Origin of the sequence: Roseibium sp. TrichSKD4 (assembly GCF_000148725.1) — a bacterium.
Classification (GTDB): Bacteria; Pseudomonadota; Alphaproteobacteria; order Rhizobiales; family Stappiaceae; genus Roseibium.
The window spans coordinates 48,910-64,692 of sequence record NZ_GL476322.1; the positions used below are offsets into that span (position 1 = coordinate 48,910).

Here is a 15,783-nt window from a genome sequence, read left to right on the forward strand (position 1 = left end):
CGCGTTCAGCCTTTGGCATTCCAGATAGCTCCAACCCGAAGCCGACATTTTCGGCAACGGTCCGCCAAGGAAGGAGCGCAAATTGCTGGAACACCATGCCAATGCGGTGGCGACGCAGGTGCCGCAGGGCCTCCGGGGAACATGTTTCCGGGTTCACCCAATTCTCGCCGTCGCGCACTTCCACGCTTCCGCGAATAACGGGATTGAGACCATTCACGGCCCGCAGCAAAGTGGACTTTCCAGAACCGGAAAGCCCCATCAACACGACCACTTCGCCTTCAGTGATGTCAAAATTTGCGCCGGTAACACCCAGAGTTTGGCCAGTTTCACGCAGAATATTTTCGCGGCTCTCGCCAGCGTCGATCATAGGCAGGGCAGTCTCAGGCCTGCCACCAAAGACAATGTCGACGTTCTTGAAGGAGACGATGGGATCACTCATTTCCGGCCTCCTTCTATGGCTTCGTTGCGGAAGAACCGGTCCAGAACGATCGCAATCAGAACGATCGCCACACCGACTTCAAAGCCCTTGGCGATGTTCACTGTGTTCAGCGCACGTAAGGTTGGAACACCAAGGCCATCTGCACCAACAAGAGCTGCAATCACGACCATGGAGAGCGACAACATGATGGTCTGTGTGAGTCCCGCCATAATCTGCGGCAAGGCGTAAGGGAGTTCAATTTTCCAGAGAAGCTGGCTCTTGGTTGCGCCAAAGGCTTCGCCTGCTTCCAGCAACTGTTTGGGTGTCGAAGACACACCCAGCTGCGTCAACCGGATTGGTGCGGGAATAGCAAAAATAACGGTCGCGATCAGGCCGGGCACCATGCCCAAGCCGAACAGGATCAAAGCCGGGATTAGATAAACAAAGGTCGGAATGGTTTGCATCAAGTCGAGAATTGGGCGAAGCACTGAAAAGAGTTTCGGACGATGGGCCGCTGCAACACCAATGGGAACGCCGACAGCCATACAGACCACGGACGCTCCGATCACCAGCGCCAATGTTTCCGTGGTTTCTTCCCAGTAGCCCTGATTGATGATCAACAGCAACGCAGCGCCGACGAACACGGTGAAGCCAATCCGGCGATGAATGGCATATGCAAGCGCGGTCGTTGCAACAACGATCACGAGTGGATGCGGGGTCTGCAGCATCCAGAGGATCGCATCGATCATGCGCTCCAGACCATAGGCGATGGCATCGAAAAACCAGTAGGCGTTGTCCGTCAACCAATCAACAAAGTGCTTTGCCCACTGCCCAATAGGCAGCTTGTGCTCGGTGAGCCAGTCCACGAGCGCCTCCGATTTCGTCTTGTACCTGAAAGAGAAAAACCGGAGAGCGAGGCTCCCCGGTTCATAAGATCAGCTGGTCAGAGACCAAGCTTGCCTTTGACCGCTGCTACAGCGTCGCCGCCATCAACGGTGGTCACACCGGTAAGCCAGGCTTCAAACGCGGCCGGGTTGTTTTTCAGCCATGCGCTGGCAGCCTTATTCGGCTCTTCGCCGTCATTCAGAATCGCGCCCATGATCTCATTTTCCATGGCAAGCGAGAATTCAAGGTTCTCGAGCAGTTTGCCAACGTTGGCGCACTCACTCGTATAGCCAGCTCGCACGTTGGTGTAGACGGTGGCTCCACCATAGTTCGGGCCAAAGATGTCGTCACCGCCATCAAGATACGCCATCTCAAAATTCGCATTCATCGGATGCGGTTCCCAGCCGAGGAAGACAATATCCTTCTCACGTTTTTCGGACCGGGCAACCTGAGCCAGCATGCCTTGTTCGGACGATTCCACCACTTCAAAACCGTCAAGACCAAAGGTGTTGGCTTCGATCATATCGATGATAAGGCGATTGCCGTCATTGCCCGGCTCGATGCCGTAGATCTTGCCATCCAGATCGTCCTTGAATTTGGCGATATCGGCGAAGCTCTTAAGGCCCTTGTCATAGGTGTATTTCGGCACAGCCAGAGTGTATTTGGCACCTTGCAGGTTTGCGCGGACGGTCTCGACAGAGCCGTCTTCACGGTAGGCGGCGATGTCGCCTTCCATGGTCGGCATCCAGTTGCCGAGGAACACGTCAATGTCTTTGTTTTTCAGGGATGCGTATGTGACCGGAACAGACAGGATTTTGACTTCTGTGGTGTAACCCAGCGCTTCCAGCACCGTGCTTGTTGCCGCAGTCGTCGCTGTGATGTCCGTCCAGCCTACATCAGAAAAACGCACGGTTTTGCAGCTTTCGGGCTCTGCTGCAGAGGCTGCGGTGGTCAATGCCGCGCCAATGGCGAGCGTTCCGAAAATTTTCGTAATCGTTGTCATAGAATAGTCCCTCCGTTTGGGTGACAGCGCGCTAGGTTTAACAGCTGTTCATTATGAGGCAACAGCACGACAAGAAGCTGACCTTTCGTCGCCCTGTTGGTGTCCCCTGATTTTTATTTAAACAAACACCATCCAAGAAATTTTGCAAGTTTTCATTGATTGGTTACTCAATTAAAAATAAGAATGACGTCTTCGGAGGTTTATGAATGCCCAAGATTGGTATGGAAGCAGAACGTCGGCGCTCACTGATTTCAGCAACAGTGGATGCCATTCACGAATGCGGCTATTGCGACATCACCATGGCGCAAATTGCGCGGCGCGCAGGTGTGTCTGGCGGGCTGGTCCATCACTATTTCGGCTCAAAAGACCAGCTGCTGGCGGCCACCATGCGCCATCTTCTCAAAGACCTGGGCGACGGCATTCGAGAACGTCTTTCAGCTGCCGAGACCCCGCGCGAACGAATCTCAGCCATTATTAAAGGCAATTTTGGTGGCGGGCAGTTCCAGCCCGCTGTTATTGCTGCGTGGCTTGCTTTTTATGTTCAATCACGCACCACACAGAGCAACGCTCGTTTGCTGCAGATTTATTCAGCACGTCTGACCTCCAACCTCACTTACAATTTACGCCACTTTCTGAAGCAGAATGATGCCTCCCGCGTCGCAGAAGGCATTGCATCGATGATTGACGGCGTTTGGATCCGTCAAGCTCTGCGCGGCAAAAAGGTCAACCGCGACGATGCCGTTGCCATGGTCGAAGACTATGTCGACGCCCAAATCTCACACCTAACCAGCACGCCCCCATCAGCTCTTGAACAGGACAAAAGATCCAAATGAGCGACCAATTTGACTTCATCATCATCGGCGCAGGCTCGGCTGGCTGTGCCTTGGCCTACCGGTTGTCAGAAGATCCGCGCAACCGGGTTTTGGTGCTTGAATATGGCGGCACCGATGCCGGCCCTTTCATTCAGATGCCAGCAGCCCTCTCCTATCCGATGAATATGTCCCATTATGATTGGGGCTATGAAAGTGAACCGGAACCGCACCTTGGCGGAAGACGTCTTGCCACTCCGCGCGGAAAGGTCATTGGCGGCTCTTCTTCCATCAATGGCATGGTCTACGTGCGTGGACATGCCTGTGATTTTGACACCTGGGAAGACATGGGGGCCAAGGGCTGGGGTTATCGCCACGTGCTTCCCTATTATCAGCGCATGGAAACGAGCCACGGTGGACAGATCGGCTGGCGCGGTACAAACGGCCCGTTGCATGTGACCCGCGGCACAAAATGGAATCCGCTATTCAGTGCATTTCAGCAAGCCGGAGAACAAGCTGGGTACGGTGTGACAGACGACTATAACGGCGAGCGTCAGGAAGGCTTCGCCGATATGGAGATGACCGTTCACAAGGGTAAGCGTTGGTCTGCTGCCAATGCCTATCTGAAACCAGCGCTCAAGCGCCCAAATGTCGAATTGATCAAGGGGGCAATGGTTCGCAAGATCCTGTTTGAAGAACAACTAGCTGTTGGTGTTGCCTATGAGGTTGGCGGGGAAATCAAGCATGCTCTCGCCGGTGGCGAAGTGGTTTTAGCCGCTTCTTCCATCAACTCTCCAAAGATCCTCATGCAGTCCGGCATCGGACCCGCAGAACATCTGGCAGAACACGGCGTTTCCATCATTGCCGACCGGAGCGGTGTAGGCTCAAACCTACAGGACCACCTGGAGCTCTACATACAGCAAACCTGCACACAGCCCATTACGCTTTACAAACACTGGAACCTCTTCTCAAAGGCCCTGATTGGTGCCCAGTGGCTGTTTACGGGGACTGGACTTGGCGCTTCGAACCATTTTGAAGCCTGCGCGTTCATCCGCTCTCGGGCGGGGATCAAATATCCTGATATTCAGTACCACTTCCTGCCCTTTGCTGTGCGTTATGACGGCAAGGCAGCCGCTGAGGGGCACGGGTTTCAAGCCCACGTGGGACCGATGCGCTCCAAATCGCGCGGACATGTACGTCTGACATCCAGTGACCCACACGCCAAACCCTCTATCTTCTTCAACTACATGGCTCATGGAGATGACTGGATGGAGTTTCGCACTGCCATTCGCCTCACTCGCGAAATCTTCGGCCAAGAGGCCTTTGCGCCCTATCGGGGAAAAGAAATCCAGCCGGGGGCAGCGGTGCAAAGTGATGATGAGCTGGACGCCTTCATCCGTGACCACGCTGAAAGCGCCTATCACCCATGCGGAACATGCCGGATGGGTAATCATGATGATCCGATGGCAGTTGTTGATCCAGAATGCCGGGTTATTGGCGTTGACGGCCTTCGGGTTGCCGACAGTTCCATTTTTCCTCAGATTACCAATGGAAACCTCAACGGGCCTTCGATAATGGTGGGTGAGAAAGCTGCCGATCACATCCTTGGCAAAGACCCACTTGCGGCTTCCAACGCGGAACCCTGGATCCATCCGAACTGGCAAACCACCCAGCGCTAACACTTAGAGACCCAAATCTGGAGACCGCCACATGCGTGCCCAACCTAAAGCTTCTCATTATGTCGGTGGACGCTACCTTGAAAGCGATACCGGCTCGGAGCTGGTGTCCACATTCCCGGCGACCGGTGAGGTCATCGCGAAACTGACGACCGCAGATGATGCGCTTTTGGAGACGGCCATTGAAGCCGCCAAGGCGGGGCAGAAAGTCTGGGCAGCAACACCTCCCGTTGAGCGAGGCCGTGTGTTGAGAAAGGCTGCGGAAATCCTTCGCGCCAACAACCGTGAGCTTTCCGTTCTGGAAACGCTGGATACAGGCAAGCCTTTGCAGGAAACACTGGTTGCAGATGCGGCTTCAGGCGCAGACTGTCTGGAGTATTTCGGAGGCTTGGCTCCAACACTTGTCGGCGAGCATATCGATCTTGGTGGGTCCTTTGCTTACACAAAGCGCGAACCGCTCGGCATTTGTGTCGGGGTCGGCGCGTGGAATTATCCCATCCAGATTGCTTGCTGGAAAGCAGCCCCTGCCCTTGCCTGCGGCAATGCAATGATCTTCAAGCCCTCCGAGGTGACACCACTGACCGCCCTTAAATTGGCAGAAGCGCTTACCGAAGCCGGATTGCCTGATGGGGTTTTCAACGTGGTGCAAGGCTTTGGGGATGTTGGTGCCAAGCTGATTGCCCATCCTGATATAGCCAAGGTTTCTCTGACGGGTTCTGTTCCCACCGGCTCCAAGGTGGCGGCGCTTTCCGGCGAACATCTGAAAAAGGTCACACTGGAACTGGGTGGTAAATCACCGCTGATCATTTTCGAAGACGCGAACGTTGAAAACGCGGTTTCTGCCGCAATCAACGCCAACTTTTATTCGACCGGCCAAATTTGCTCAAATGGCACACGGGTCTTTGTGCATTCCGCGATCAAGGAAAAGTTTCTTGCGCGCCTTGCTGAGCGCACTGCAACGGCAAAGCTGGGCGATCCCCTGGATGAAGACACCAATATCGGTCCGCTCGTCTCCAAACCGCAGCTCGACAAGGTGCTTTCCTACATGGGCATTGGACGGGAAGAAGGGGCGCGATTGGTTGTGGGTGGCAACGCTGCCCAAATTTCTGACATGCCTGATGGATTGTTCGTCGAGCCAACAGTCTTTGCCGCCGTGACCGACACGATGCGGATTGCCCGCGAAGAAATCTTCGGGCCGGTTATGTGTGTTCTGGACTTCGATGATGAAAACGAGGTCATCGCCCGTGCAAACGATACGGACTTTGGTCTGGCTGCCGGTGTCTTTACAAAAGACATTCAGCGCGCCCACCGCGTGATCGACCAGCTGCAAGCTGGTACTTGCTGGATCAACACCTATAACCTGACTCCGATTGAAATGCCCTTTGGTGGATACAAGAAATCCGGTATAGGGCGGGAGAACGGTCACGCGGCGATCGAGCATTACAGCCAGATCAAAAGCATTTATGTCGAGATGGCCGATGTTGAAGCCCCGTTCTGAGCGGGAACAATCGGGTAGACTGTGTGAAACAGGTTGACGTTCTCATCCTCGGAGCCGGTGCGGCTGGCCTCATGTGCGGCATCGAAGCGGCCAAGCGGGGGCGTTCGGTCGTTGTCCTTGATCATGCGAAAAAGCCTGCGGAAAAAATCCGGATTTCCGGTGGTGGACGGTGCAACTTCACCAATTTGCATTGCTCGCCTGCCAACTTCCTGTCCCAGAACCCAAGGTTTTGTGTATCTGCGCTCAAGCGTTACACGCAGCAGGATTTTCTCGCACTTGTCGACAGGCATCGGATCAGCTGGCACGAGAAAACTCTCGGCCAACTTTTCTGCGATGACAGCGCGAATGACATTATTCAGATGTTGCTCCGCGAGCTGGACGCTGCAAGTGGCACATTGCATTTGGAAACCAAAATCTCGGATATTTCCAAACCGGATGACCGCTTTGCCATTGAAACCTCAAAAGGACGTTACAGCGCCCAGTCTGTGGTGGTGGCAACCGGTGGGTTGTCGATCCCGAAGCTCGGAGCAACCGGATTTGGGTATGACATTGCGCGCAAGTTCGGCCTGCCGATATTGGAGACACGGGCTGGTCTCGTTCCCCTCACCTTCTCAGATGCGAATCGGGAACTTTGCAAAAAACTGGCAGGCGTTTCCGTTGACGCGGTTGTTGCCTTTGCCAAGACACGATTTCAGGAAGGCTTGCTCTTCACGCACCGGGGGCTTTCCGGGCCATCCATTCTTCAGATCTCTTCTTTCTGGCAGGAGGGCAGACCGGTTGCCGTCAATCTTTGTCCGTCTGAGGATATCTTCGAGCGTTTAATAGGCGCTCGCAAGGAAAGCCCGCGGCAGGATCTAAAAACAGCCCTCGCCCACCTGTTGCCAAAACGGCTTGCGGAAGAAATCAGCATGGAGGGAAAATTCGTCGGCAGATTGGCCGATCAGTCTGACAAGGTGCTGCGCAAACTTGCTGAACGGGTCAATCGCTGGCAGATCACTCCTGTGGGCACGGAAGGCTATCGGACCGCTGAAGTCACGTTAGGCGGTGTCGACACCAAGGCGCTTTCTTCCAAGACCATGGAAGCGACCGAGGTTCCTGGTCTTTTCTTCATCGGTGAAGTGGTTGATGTGACCGGGCATTTGGGTGGATTTAACTTCCAGTGGGCCTGGTCCTCCGGCCATGCCGCAGGTCAGTTTGCCTAAGATTTATGGACAATGTGACGAAAAGCTGCGTCCTACATTCACATATTATCGTTGACGTGGCGGATGTTCCGCCGCATATCTAGCTTATGCGCCTGACACAACAAACCAACTACGCGGTCCGCGCACTGATGTATTGCGCGGTCAATCCAGACAAACCAAGCCGAGTGGCAGATATTGCCGCTAGCTTTGACATGTCCGAAACACACCTCTTCAAGATCATGAAGGTTTTGGTCGATGCAAATTTGATCAAGACCATCCGAGGCCGAAATGGCGGCGTGATGCTCGCCAAACCGGCAGAAACAATTTCGGTCGGTGAGGTGGTGCGTGCTGCTGAAGAGAGCTTCCTTTTGGCCGAGTGCTTTGATTCTGGTCGCAAGGATTGCCCGTTGATCATGTCTTGCGGGTTCAACGGCCTTTTGCATGAAGCACTTGAAGCCTTCATGGAGGTGCTGGACACAAAGTCCATCGCGGACCTTTCTGAAGACCGATTCGGAATGCGCGAACTGCTGAAGATCGATCCGCCGGCAGCCGTTGTAGCAAACGCTTAAGGCCCAAAGGCCACTCAAGCGCTGTTCTTAGCATTGATGCCGTAAAATTTGGAAACCGAAGTTCTCGGTTTCCCTACACCTTCGTATCTCAGCGCATATACAACGTCATTTGGAAACACGTTTGTTTTCAGGTCTTTGACAATCGATTTGGCCTGCCCAAACGGTGCGATGAAGTCTGTGACAAAAACCGTTGAGCCGGACGTCCATTCATCAATCGAAAGAATGTCCTTGCAGCCCAAAAACTTGTCTCGTGCCTGATCCGAGAAATAGCCCCAGTATACAAGTGCAATGGCTGCCCCAAATTCGTTTTTGTAGAGGCGATACTGCCCCTTCAAGACCGGAGGAAGGATCAGATCGGTTACATCCGATACAGGAAAGTGGCGATGCATGGGCGAATGGGAAAGAAGCGAAACAATCTGGCCAACTGTCTCGTAGATGGCCGAATTCACTTCGGTTGTGGTGGCACCCAGGGCCGGATCAATCTTTTGCACAGCGGTCATCAGCTTACACCTCGGCTCAAAGCAGACATCATCATCGCCGCACTCAGGAATGATGCCCCACCCCCGTTGCCAGTCATATTACCTTCAAATCTGACTGCTTCGATGCCGTTTAATTCGATTTCCTGCACAATGATCGGCTGACCGTTTTTGTCGCATTCGATCTGACCATTGTCCGCCACCTTCATGCGCACAAGGACAGCTTCACCTTTGTCATTGGTCTTGAGGGCATATTCGCGAGAAGAGCCGGATACCTGAAGCGTGTCGAAACCTTCACCACCATCCAACTTTTCATTCCCGGTACGCGAAATCAAAACGTCGTTGCCTTTCCCTCCGTTAAGCGCAACGTTTTTGCCACGCCCGGATGATTCAACGATGTCCATGCCTTCACCACCGAACGCTGTGTTATTTTTACCGTGACCGGACGTGACATGATCGTTCCCCGCTCCGCCATCGGCAGTCGTGAACCAACCATCACCGCCAATGACGTGATCTCTTCCCTCTCCGCCATATGCACCGCTATGAATGAGTGAGCTTCCTCCGATCACAGTGTCATTTCCGCTTCCCCCGTGTGCACCGGAATGAAACAGTCCAAAACCACCCTTTACATAGTCGTGCCCGTCGCCGCCGATCGCGGCGCTGACAATCAAGCTGTTCCCGCCGATGACCGTATCGTTGCCTTTTCCGCCGTTAGAAACCGATGCCAGAAGACCGATCCCCCCAAGGACGCGATCATCGCCGTCACCCCCGTCAGCGACACCAATAAGGGATGTACCACCGCCGACTAGGTCGTTGCCATTCCCTCCAAAGACAAGGTTGAACAGGCTAGCCCCGCCGCCCCAAACGGTATCGTTGCCGTCACCACCAAATAGAATGTTGCCGACACCGTTCGCTCCGGTAACACGATCATTACCGGCCCCGCCATGCGCAATCAGCGCGCCAAAGCTTCCCTCAATTGTGTCATTGCCTCCTCCACCAAATGCAACGCTTAACAGCGAAGACGCAGATATGACGTCGTTGCCATTTGAGCCTATGAAAGCACCAATGGCCGGTGTTGCAACTTGCCCTGCGCCGCGGTTCGTAGCGAAGTTGACCCAACTGCTGAGAGTGGTCATAGGGTCAATTGTGAACATGCCGCCTTTGGCTATATTCATGAGTTGCGAGGGCAGAGTTTCCGCGGCTTGAAAGACATTCGATCCAGCAGTCAACAACGTTCCGGCGAGTGCTGAAACCAGACTGCTTTGCCCAGCCATCTGTGCGTTTTGAGCGAGATGAACAGACGGTCCTCCCAACCCGGCAAAAGCGTTGTTAGCCGGAGCGTTAAACGTTCTCTGCTCGCGGCTCTGCATCTGCCCCAAGGCTTGGTTGAACGACTACTGGGTGGCAGCTCTGTTGCCGACATACTGGCCGTGGCCTGTCCCACAAAAATCCGCAAACCGGTTTGAATATCCGAACGTGTTGGACATTTCGCATCCTCTTTCACTTAAACGCAAACTGCCGTCTTTTTGGAGAAAGTGATATTCGCGCGCGCTACCCCACCCGCTACGTAGTGCGGAGCCACAACTCTATGACCGACAAGAAAAAAGGCTCGCCTTTCAGCGAGCCTTTCTGATTGAAACATCTTTAAAAATGGACCGTTGGCACGGTATTTCAAAGACTTGGCCAAATCTGATTGCCTGGCTGGCTGACCGCTGAGGGAGAGGAGAGGGCGGTTGGCTTGCACGGCAATTTTCGCTTTTGACCCAAGCGTACCTTGTAACAGGGGACCAGAGGACGCGATTTCCGGTGCCCCGTTGATCAGGCATTGCTTTGATACAAAAACTTGAGTATCAGTGTCAAGTATTGTTGAGCAAAAAACTCAACTTTAGAGACATTCCAGTTTTCCCAACGCACGGTGTGTGAACATGCGCTCAAATATCCGCCAGGACCGGCTCTCCCTATCCTCCGCACTTGGTGTTTCAGCCAATAGCACGAAACTTCGTCGTCCGGCCTCACAACCGGTCCAGCTGGAAACAAAATCCCTCTTCAAGGGCCAGCGCGAACTCCATATCAATCACAACGACGAAACGTATCGTTTGAGCATCACGAAACTGGGCAAGCTGATCTTAACAAAGTGAACGCTCGGTGCGGCCTGCCTCTGAGGCTGTACCGACATCCTCGCCTGCCCTCACCCTTGCCGGGTAGAGGCGCAAGCGTAGACCGGAATTTCCCGTGAGACCCCACGCAAGTGGAACTCACCCATCAAGTCCAATTTCGCCTTCGTGGACGCGGTCAGATTTTCGTAAACTGGTTCCGTCAGCAGCAAGGGGCGTTTCAGCTCCTTGCACAGGGCTTCTACCCGGCTTGTTTCATTGACAGCACGACCAATCACGGTGAAATCGAGCCGAGATGCACCGCCAATGTTGCCAAAGAAAACCTCGCCCTCATGCAAGGCCACGCCGACTTTCAGCGGATGCCAACCTGTGATCTGCTTCAGTTCTTCAGGCGGCTTTTCATTAACGGTATCCAGCTCCTGAAGCGCATCTTGTGCCGCCAACAACGCACGCTCTGCGGCATTGGCTTCTGCGTCTCCTCCTTTTGGAAAGACGGCCAGAACACCATCCCCGATGAATTTCAGGATATCCCCGCCATGCTCCAGAACGGCCTTTGACACAACTTCAAAGTAAGTGTTCAGGACAGTGGAAACCTCTGGGCCTTCAAGTTTATCGGACAAGGTTGTGAAGCCGCGGAGATCCGACATCCAGACCACAGCGTCAATGGCCTCGCCATCACCGCGTTTTATCTCTCCATTCAGGACACGTTCACCGGCTATTGGTCCAAGGTATGTATCCACCACATTCCGCGCAATTCTCTGCAGAATATGCCGCTCAACATGCAGCGCAAAAATGTCCATGATTGTTTTGGTGTCTTCACGGATAGCGTCTGGAAAGCCATCAGGGTGTTTTGAAGCGAAAGTGATGGCATTCTTGCGCTCAGTCGCTGTGTAAAGCGGCATGATAGCGTATTCGGTATACCCTTCGTCTGCCAGTTCCAGCATGAGTGGAAAGGCGTTTCTATCTTCCTCGCGCCGCAAATCTAGTTGCATCATAGGGCCGCCACCCATCACCCGCGCGAGCGGGTTCTTCGTGAAGGCTGGAATTTCCATCGCCCGTGCGTCGGCTGTTACTTCATCGCAAATCTCGTCTGTCGAATTCCAGACCCACGAAAACCCTATGATGCGTGGATGAAGTGTTCCGACATGCAGCGATGATCGATCGACAGGAATGCCAGCAGCCCGGCAGCGCCACAAAAACTCTTCATACATGAACATCAGGTTGTCGATTTTGACCGCCTCAAACAGCAGCCATTCAGTAATGTCTGAAAGTGTCTGGGTTTTTGGGGCGCATTCAGCCCCTCTCTTCGTACGATCCATCAAATAAACAAATTGCGCATAGCTGCGAGGGGATGGGTCTATGCTTTTTTGATGCATCGTTATTCGCCTGAGCCAAGGATGGAAAGAGACCCAAAAGTGGGGATGCACGATGACATTGCAAGCCAGCGATAAAGAAAACTCAAGACGGGTTTAAGCGAAGGTGTTCTTTTGAGTAGCACGACCTTGAAATGCCCGGCTTTTAAACGCGCATAAACTGAACTTACAATCATACATTGATTCACCCCTGTTGAACCAACAATCGCCATTTTCGCATCCGTTGGGTTGACAGCTAACAAAGCGACTATCTCCCCGGTAGGGTCTGGCCATCTTTATTCATTCCAAGGGCCAATTATTATGAGCAGGGATGCCTCAAGCCAGATCTTTTCAAAATATTGCGGCCTTATGGAAGACGAAGGTTATTGCGTCGAATTGGTCATTAGCCGTGGAACCAAGGATGAAGACTGGACGCTTGAAGTCATCAACACGGCGGGAAAATCGTTTCTTTGGGATGAGACGTTTCCAAGCGAAGATGCGGCCTTCAGCGCTTTTTCAGAAACCGTGCAGAAAAAGGGAATGTGCCACTTCCACACCTTCGACCTGCCAACCTTCCATGTGTTTGAAAATCACACGATCCACTAAGACCACCCAAAAAAAATACGGCGCCCTGAAGGACGCCGCATCCAAATCAAACCAATTCAGCTTGATTATTTCATTTCGGTGATGACTTCAAAGCCTTCGCCGCCGACCTTGAACAGGGCGTAGGTGCCCGGAACGTCGCCGTTTTCATCGAAGTTATGGTCGCCAGCAGCGCCCTTGTAGTCAATGGCAGTGCCAGCAGCGATCAGCTCCTTGGCCTTCTTCCATTCACCCGGACGGATTGGCTCACCTTCACCGTTGGAAATGGCGCGCAGGGCAGTTGGAACTGCAGCCTTGTCGCCGCCTGCTTTTTCAAGAGCAAGCGCCAGCATGAAAGCTGCGTCATAGGATGTGGTTGCGAAGATCGCATCCGGGTCCCCGCCAACAGCCTTGAATGCTTCGTTGAACATATCCAGCGAGTCAGATTTTTCACCAACCGGAGAAGATGCCACGAAGGTTGTCAGGTTCTCAGCACCGAGCTCCTTGATTGGCGCATCGGACTTCATGCCGTCGCCGCCGACAAACTTCTCAAAGAAGCCGTTTTCCAGAGCCTGACGGAGCACGGTGAGACCTGTGCCATCGCCGTAGTCAAAGATCACGAGCGTGTCAGCACCACCAGAGGCCAAATCCGCCAGGTTCGAACGGTATGAGGCCTTGCCGTCTTCATGAGCTGCGAAACCTGCGATTTCGCCGCCCTTGTCTTCGAACTCAGCCTTGAATGCGTTGGCAAGTCCGGTGCCGTAGTCATTGTTGATGTAAGCAACAGCGACTTTGCCATAGCCTTGCTCAATCAGCGTCCGAGCCAGAGCACGGCCCTGATAGTCGTCAGACGGCACTGTGCGGAAAACGGTGTCGTTGTCTGCAATGCCGGTGATTTCCGGGGAGGTGCCAGACGGGGTGACCAGAGTGATGCCGGCCGGAACAGTGACTGATGCAGATGCTGCCAGAACAGCGCCAGAGCAATGCGGACCAACGACGGCGGAAACGCCCTCGATGTTGACCGCCTTGGTTGCAGCATCGGTGCCACCTTGCGGGTTACAGGCACTGTCGCCCACAACGCCTTCCAGCTTTTCGCCGCCCATCAGGCCGCCTTGCTCGTTGACTTGAGAAATGGCGAGCTGAGCCGAATCGATCATGGCAGGTGCCATGGCCGCGATCGGGCCGGATACGCCGCCGATCAGGCCGATTTTGACGTCAGCTTTTGCCGGAGCGCTGGCGAGTGCTGTTGCAGTCAAAAGACCCGCAGCCAATGCCAAAAACTTGGTTTTCATCAAATTACCTCCACTCTATTTTCCCTGCGATGCCGCAGGTATTTGCTTAGCCAGTCCTTTTGATCAGGACTTCGCTGAACTTTGTTGTCCTGTCTCGGCCTGGTGTTGTTCACCGCGCAGCGGCTCCGGAAGCAAGCCCTCCGATCGGAACCGCAGAACCAATTGCAACAACAGACCAATCAGGAACAGACGAATGTATTTCGCCTTGACCGCATATTCGTGCGGAAGTTGATCAGTTGCAATCTCTGATACTGACCAAATGATCCAAACTACCGCGGCTCCGAGGATTGCCCCCTTGTTATTGCCCGATCCGCCGAGGATCAGCATGATCCAGACGAGGAACGTGGCAACCATCGGGTCAATCGCTTCTGGTGTGATGGAGCGATTGAAGTGCGCAAACATTGCACCGGCCAATCCCATGATCGCTGCACCAAAGATAAAGGCTTCGAGGCGGCGATACTCGATGTCCTTGCCCATGGCGCGTGCGGCCAGTTCATTGTCACGAATAGCCCGCATCATGCGGCCCCATGGCGAATTGAACTGACGCTGCACAAGGAAGTAGATCAGTGCAAGCACCAAAATGACAATAGCAAGATAAGCTGCCTGCGATTCAACATAAGGCAGGTCGCCAAAGGGACGCGGGAGACCCGTAATCCCGCGAGCACTGTTGGTCAGCGTTTCCTCAGACTTGATCACCAAGCGAATGATCTCCGCCACACCAATCGTTGCAATCGCCAAATAATCAGACCGAAACCGTAGGCAGATCTTGCCAATCGGCCAGGCGATGGCACCTGCCGCGATCATGGCTGCAACCCATCCAAAGATGAAAGGCAGATCGAAGCCGCCAATTCTTCCATCAGCAGCTGCGGATGTCAGAATGGCTGAGGTGTATGCTCCAACTGCGAAGAAACCTGCAATGCCTGCGTTGAACAGGCCGGCAAAGCCCCACTGCACATTCAGGCCCAGCGCGAGAAGCGCGTAAATGCCGATAAAGATGCCCATGAAGAGGGCGTAGTTGACAAGACCGATGAGTTCCATGTCGCTCCCCTCCCCTTTAAAGCACTTTACCGCGCAGCAACCCGGTCGGGCGCACCAGCAACATAATCAGCAGGATGACAAAAGCCATGGCTGCCTTGTATTCGCTTGGCAGCACAAGAACAGACAATTCTTCTGCAACACCAACAATCAGCCCGCCCAAAACGGCACCTTCGACCCGGCCAACTCCACCCAAAATGGCGGCTGCGAACATGGGGAGCAGCATGTGCCAGCCCATCATCGACTTCAGCTCGGTATTGATGCCGAGGAAGACACTAGCGGCGGCACAAAGACCACCGGCGATGACCCAAGTCAGCATTACAACCACCCGGTTATCAATACCGGACAGAAGGGCGAGATTCGGGTTGTCGGACATGGCGCGCATGGCCTTGCCCCACTTGGACTGCTTCAGGAACACATAAAGTGCGCCCACAAAAGCCAACATGGCAAGGACAGTGAAGATTTCACGATCACGAATGCGCAAGCCAAAATAGACGTCAGGCCGTGAAATGCCGCGAACATAACTCTCAGAATCAACGCCCCAGACAACCTGCACCACGGCCCGCACCATCAGCGCGATTCCGAGCGATGCGATCACCGTGATGATCTTGGGGCGCTCTCTCAGATGTTCATAAAACACCTTGTCTATGCCAACAGCGATGAACGCTGTTGCGACAACTGCCACTGGTAATGCCACATAAGGCGACACCCCGACCGCCGTTACAACCGCAAAGGCAATGAACGCCCCCAGAGTTGCCAGATCACCATGGGCCAAATGCGCATACCGCAGAATGGCAAACACCAGCGTGATGCCAACGGCGCCCAGCGCATAAATGGATCCGAGGACGATGCCCGGGATCACATAAAAATTCAAAAGTTCCAAAATCCCCATG

Annotated in this window: 17 protein-coding genes; 7 read left to right on the top strand and 10 right to left on the bottom strand. The window is 53.9% G+C overall.

The genetic code is table 11. The annotated features are described in order from the left end of the window. The 3 genes from TRICHSKD4_RS27475 to TRICHSKD4_RS27485 form a co-directional block, all read right to left on the bottom strand. A partial coding sequence (locus tag TRICHSKD4_RS27475) for an ATP-binding cassette domain-containing protein (RefSeq protein WP_040617694.1) occupies positions 1 to 439 on the bottom strand: 439 nt, incomplete at its 3' end. Then, complete coding sequence (gene choW / locus TRICHSKD4_RS27480) at positions 436 to 1,284, bottom strand: choline ABC transporter permease subunit (protein ID WP_009469760.1); 849 nt, start codon at positions 1,282 to 1,284, stop codon at positions 436 to 438. The genes TRICHSKD4_RS27475 and choW, both read right to left, overlap by 4 nt. A 77-nt stretch (positions 1,285 to 1,361) precedes the next feature. Further along, positions 1,362 to 2,306 (bottom strand): choline ABC transporter substrate-binding protein, encoded by a 945-nt coding sequence (locus TRICHSKD4_RS27485; RefSeq protein WP_009469761.1) that lies wholly within the window; start codon positions 2,304 to 2,306, stop codon positions 1,362 to 1,364. A gap of 206 nt (positions 2,307 to 2,512) precedes the next feature. On the opposite strand from TRICHSKD4_RS27485, the gene betI reads away from it, so the two are divergent. From betI to TRICHSKD4_RS27510, 5 genes are all read left to right on the top strand, one after another. Continuing rightward, a complete protein-coding gene (gene betI / locus TRICHSKD4_RS27490) occupies positions 2,513 to 3,139 on the top strand; it encodes a transcriptional regulator BetI (protein WP_009469762.1) in 627 nt (208 codons plus the stop codon). After that, a complete protein-coding gene (betA, locus tag TRICHSKD4_RS27495) occupies positions 3,136 to 4,794 on the top strand; it encodes a choline dehydrogenase (protein WP_009469763.1) in 1,659 nt (552 codons plus the stop codon). The genes betI and betA overlap by 4 nt, the downstream gene beginning before the upstream one ends. 31 nt (positions 4,795 to 4,825) lie before the next feature. Then, complete coding sequence (betB, locus tag TRICHSKD4_RS27500; protein WP_009469764.1) at positions 4,826 to 6,289, top strand: betaine-aldehyde dehydrogenase; 1,464 nt, start codon at positions 4,826 to 4,828, stop codon at positions 6,287 to 6,289. A 23-nt stretch (positions 6,290 to 6,312) separates the two neighbouring features. Next, a complete protein-coding gene (locus TRICHSKD4_RS27505) occupies positions 6,313 to 7,491 on the top strand; it encodes an NAD(P)/FAD-dependent oxidoreductase (protein WP_009469766.1) in 1,179 nt (392 codons plus the stop codon). A gap of 86 nt (positions 7,492 to 7,577) precedes the next feature. Continuing rightward, complete coding sequence (locus TRICHSKD4_RS27510) at positions 7,578 to 8,039, top strand: Rrf2 family transcriptional regulator (protein WP_009469767.1); 462 nt, start codon at positions 7,578 to 7,580, stop codon at positions 8,037 to 8,039. A gap of 14 nt (positions 8,040 to 8,053) precedes the next feature. On the opposite strand, the gene TRICHSKD4_RS27515 is transcribed toward TRICHSKD4_RS27510, so the two are convergent. Then, positions 8,054 to 8,539 carry a toxin-activating lysine-acyltransferase gene (locus TRICHSKD4_RS27515; RefSeq protein ID WP_040617695.1) on the bottom strand — a complete coding sequence of 162 codons (486 nt, stop codon included), beginning with the start codon at positions 8,537 to 8,539 and terminating at the stop codon, positions 8,054 to 8,056. Beyond that, the gene (locus TRICHSKD4_RS27520) at positions 8,539 to 9,885 is read right to left on the bottom strand and encodes a calcium-binding protein (protein WP_040617696.1); all 1,347 of its coding nucleotides are present in this window, start codon (positions 9,883 to 9,885) and stop codon (positions 8,539 to 8,541) included. The genes TRICHSKD4_RS27515 and TRICHSKD4_RS27520 overlap by 1 nt, the downstream gene beginning before the upstream one ends. A 555-nt stretch (positions 9,886 to 10,440) precedes the next feature. Between TRICHSKD4_RS27520 and hemP the strand changes: the two genes are divergently transcribed. After that, positions 10,441 to 10,653: a hemin uptake protein HemP gene (gene hemP, locus TRICHSKD4_RS27525; protein WP_009469771.1), complete on the top strand. Its 213-nt coding sequence runs from the start codon at positions 10,441 to 10,443 to the stop codon at positions 10,651 to 10,653. A 50-nt stretch (positions 10,654 to 10,703) separates the two neighbouring features. Here the strand turns inward: hemP and TRICHSKD4_RS27530 are convergent, their stop codons facing one another. Both TRICHSKD4_RS27530 and TRICHSKD4_RS31440 read right to left on the bottom strand, forming a co-directional pair. Then, positions 10,704 to 12,005: an adenylate/guanylate cyclase domain-containing protein gene (locus tag TRICHSKD4_RS27530; protein WP_009469772.1), complete on the bottom strand. Its 1,302-nt coding sequence runs from the start codon at positions 12,003 to 12,005 to the stop codon at positions 10,704 to 10,706. A 2-nt stretch (positions 12,006 to 12,007) separates the two neighbouring features. Beyond that, complete coding sequence (locus tag TRICHSKD4_RS31440; protein ID WP_208993219.1) at positions 12,008 to 12,214, bottom strand: hypothetical protein; 207 nt, start codon at positions 12,212 to 12,214, stop codon at positions 12,008 to 12,010. Positions 12,215 to 12,302: 88 nt separating this feature from the next. Between TRICHSKD4_RS31440 and TRICHSKD4_RS27535 the strand changes: the two genes are divergently transcribed. Continuing rightward, complete coding sequence (locus tag TRICHSKD4_RS27535) at positions 12,303 to 12,587, top strand: hypothetical protein (protein ID WP_040617697.1); 285 nt, start codon at positions 12,303 to 12,305, stop codon at positions 12,585 to 12,587. Between the two features lie 65 nt (positions 12,588 to 12,652). Here the strand turns inward: TRICHSKD4_RS27535 and TRICHSKD4_RS27540 are convergent, their stop codons facing one another. From TRICHSKD4_RS27540 to TRICHSKD4_RS27550, 3 genes are all read right to left on the bottom strand, one after another. Further along, complete coding sequence (locus tag TRICHSKD4_RS27540; protein ID WP_009469775.1) at positions 12,653 to 13,855, bottom strand: ABC transporter substrate-binding protein; 1,203 nt, start codon at positions 13,853 to 13,855, stop codon at positions 12,653 to 12,655. 63 nt (positions 13,856 to 13,918) lie between these two features. Next, a complete protein-coding gene (locus TRICHSKD4_RS27545; RefSeq protein ID WP_009469776.1) occupies positions 13,919 to 14,893 on the bottom strand; it encodes a branched-chain amino acid ABC transporter permease in 975 nt (324 codons plus the stop codon). A gap of 16 nt (positions 14,894 to 14,909) precedes the next feature. After that, entirely contained in the window at positions 14,910 to 15,782 is an 873-nt protein-coding gene (locus tag TRICHSKD4_RS27550) for a branched-chain amino acid ABC transporter permease (RefSeq protein WP_009469777.1), read from the bottom strand. Position 15,783: the final 1 nt, after the last annotated feature.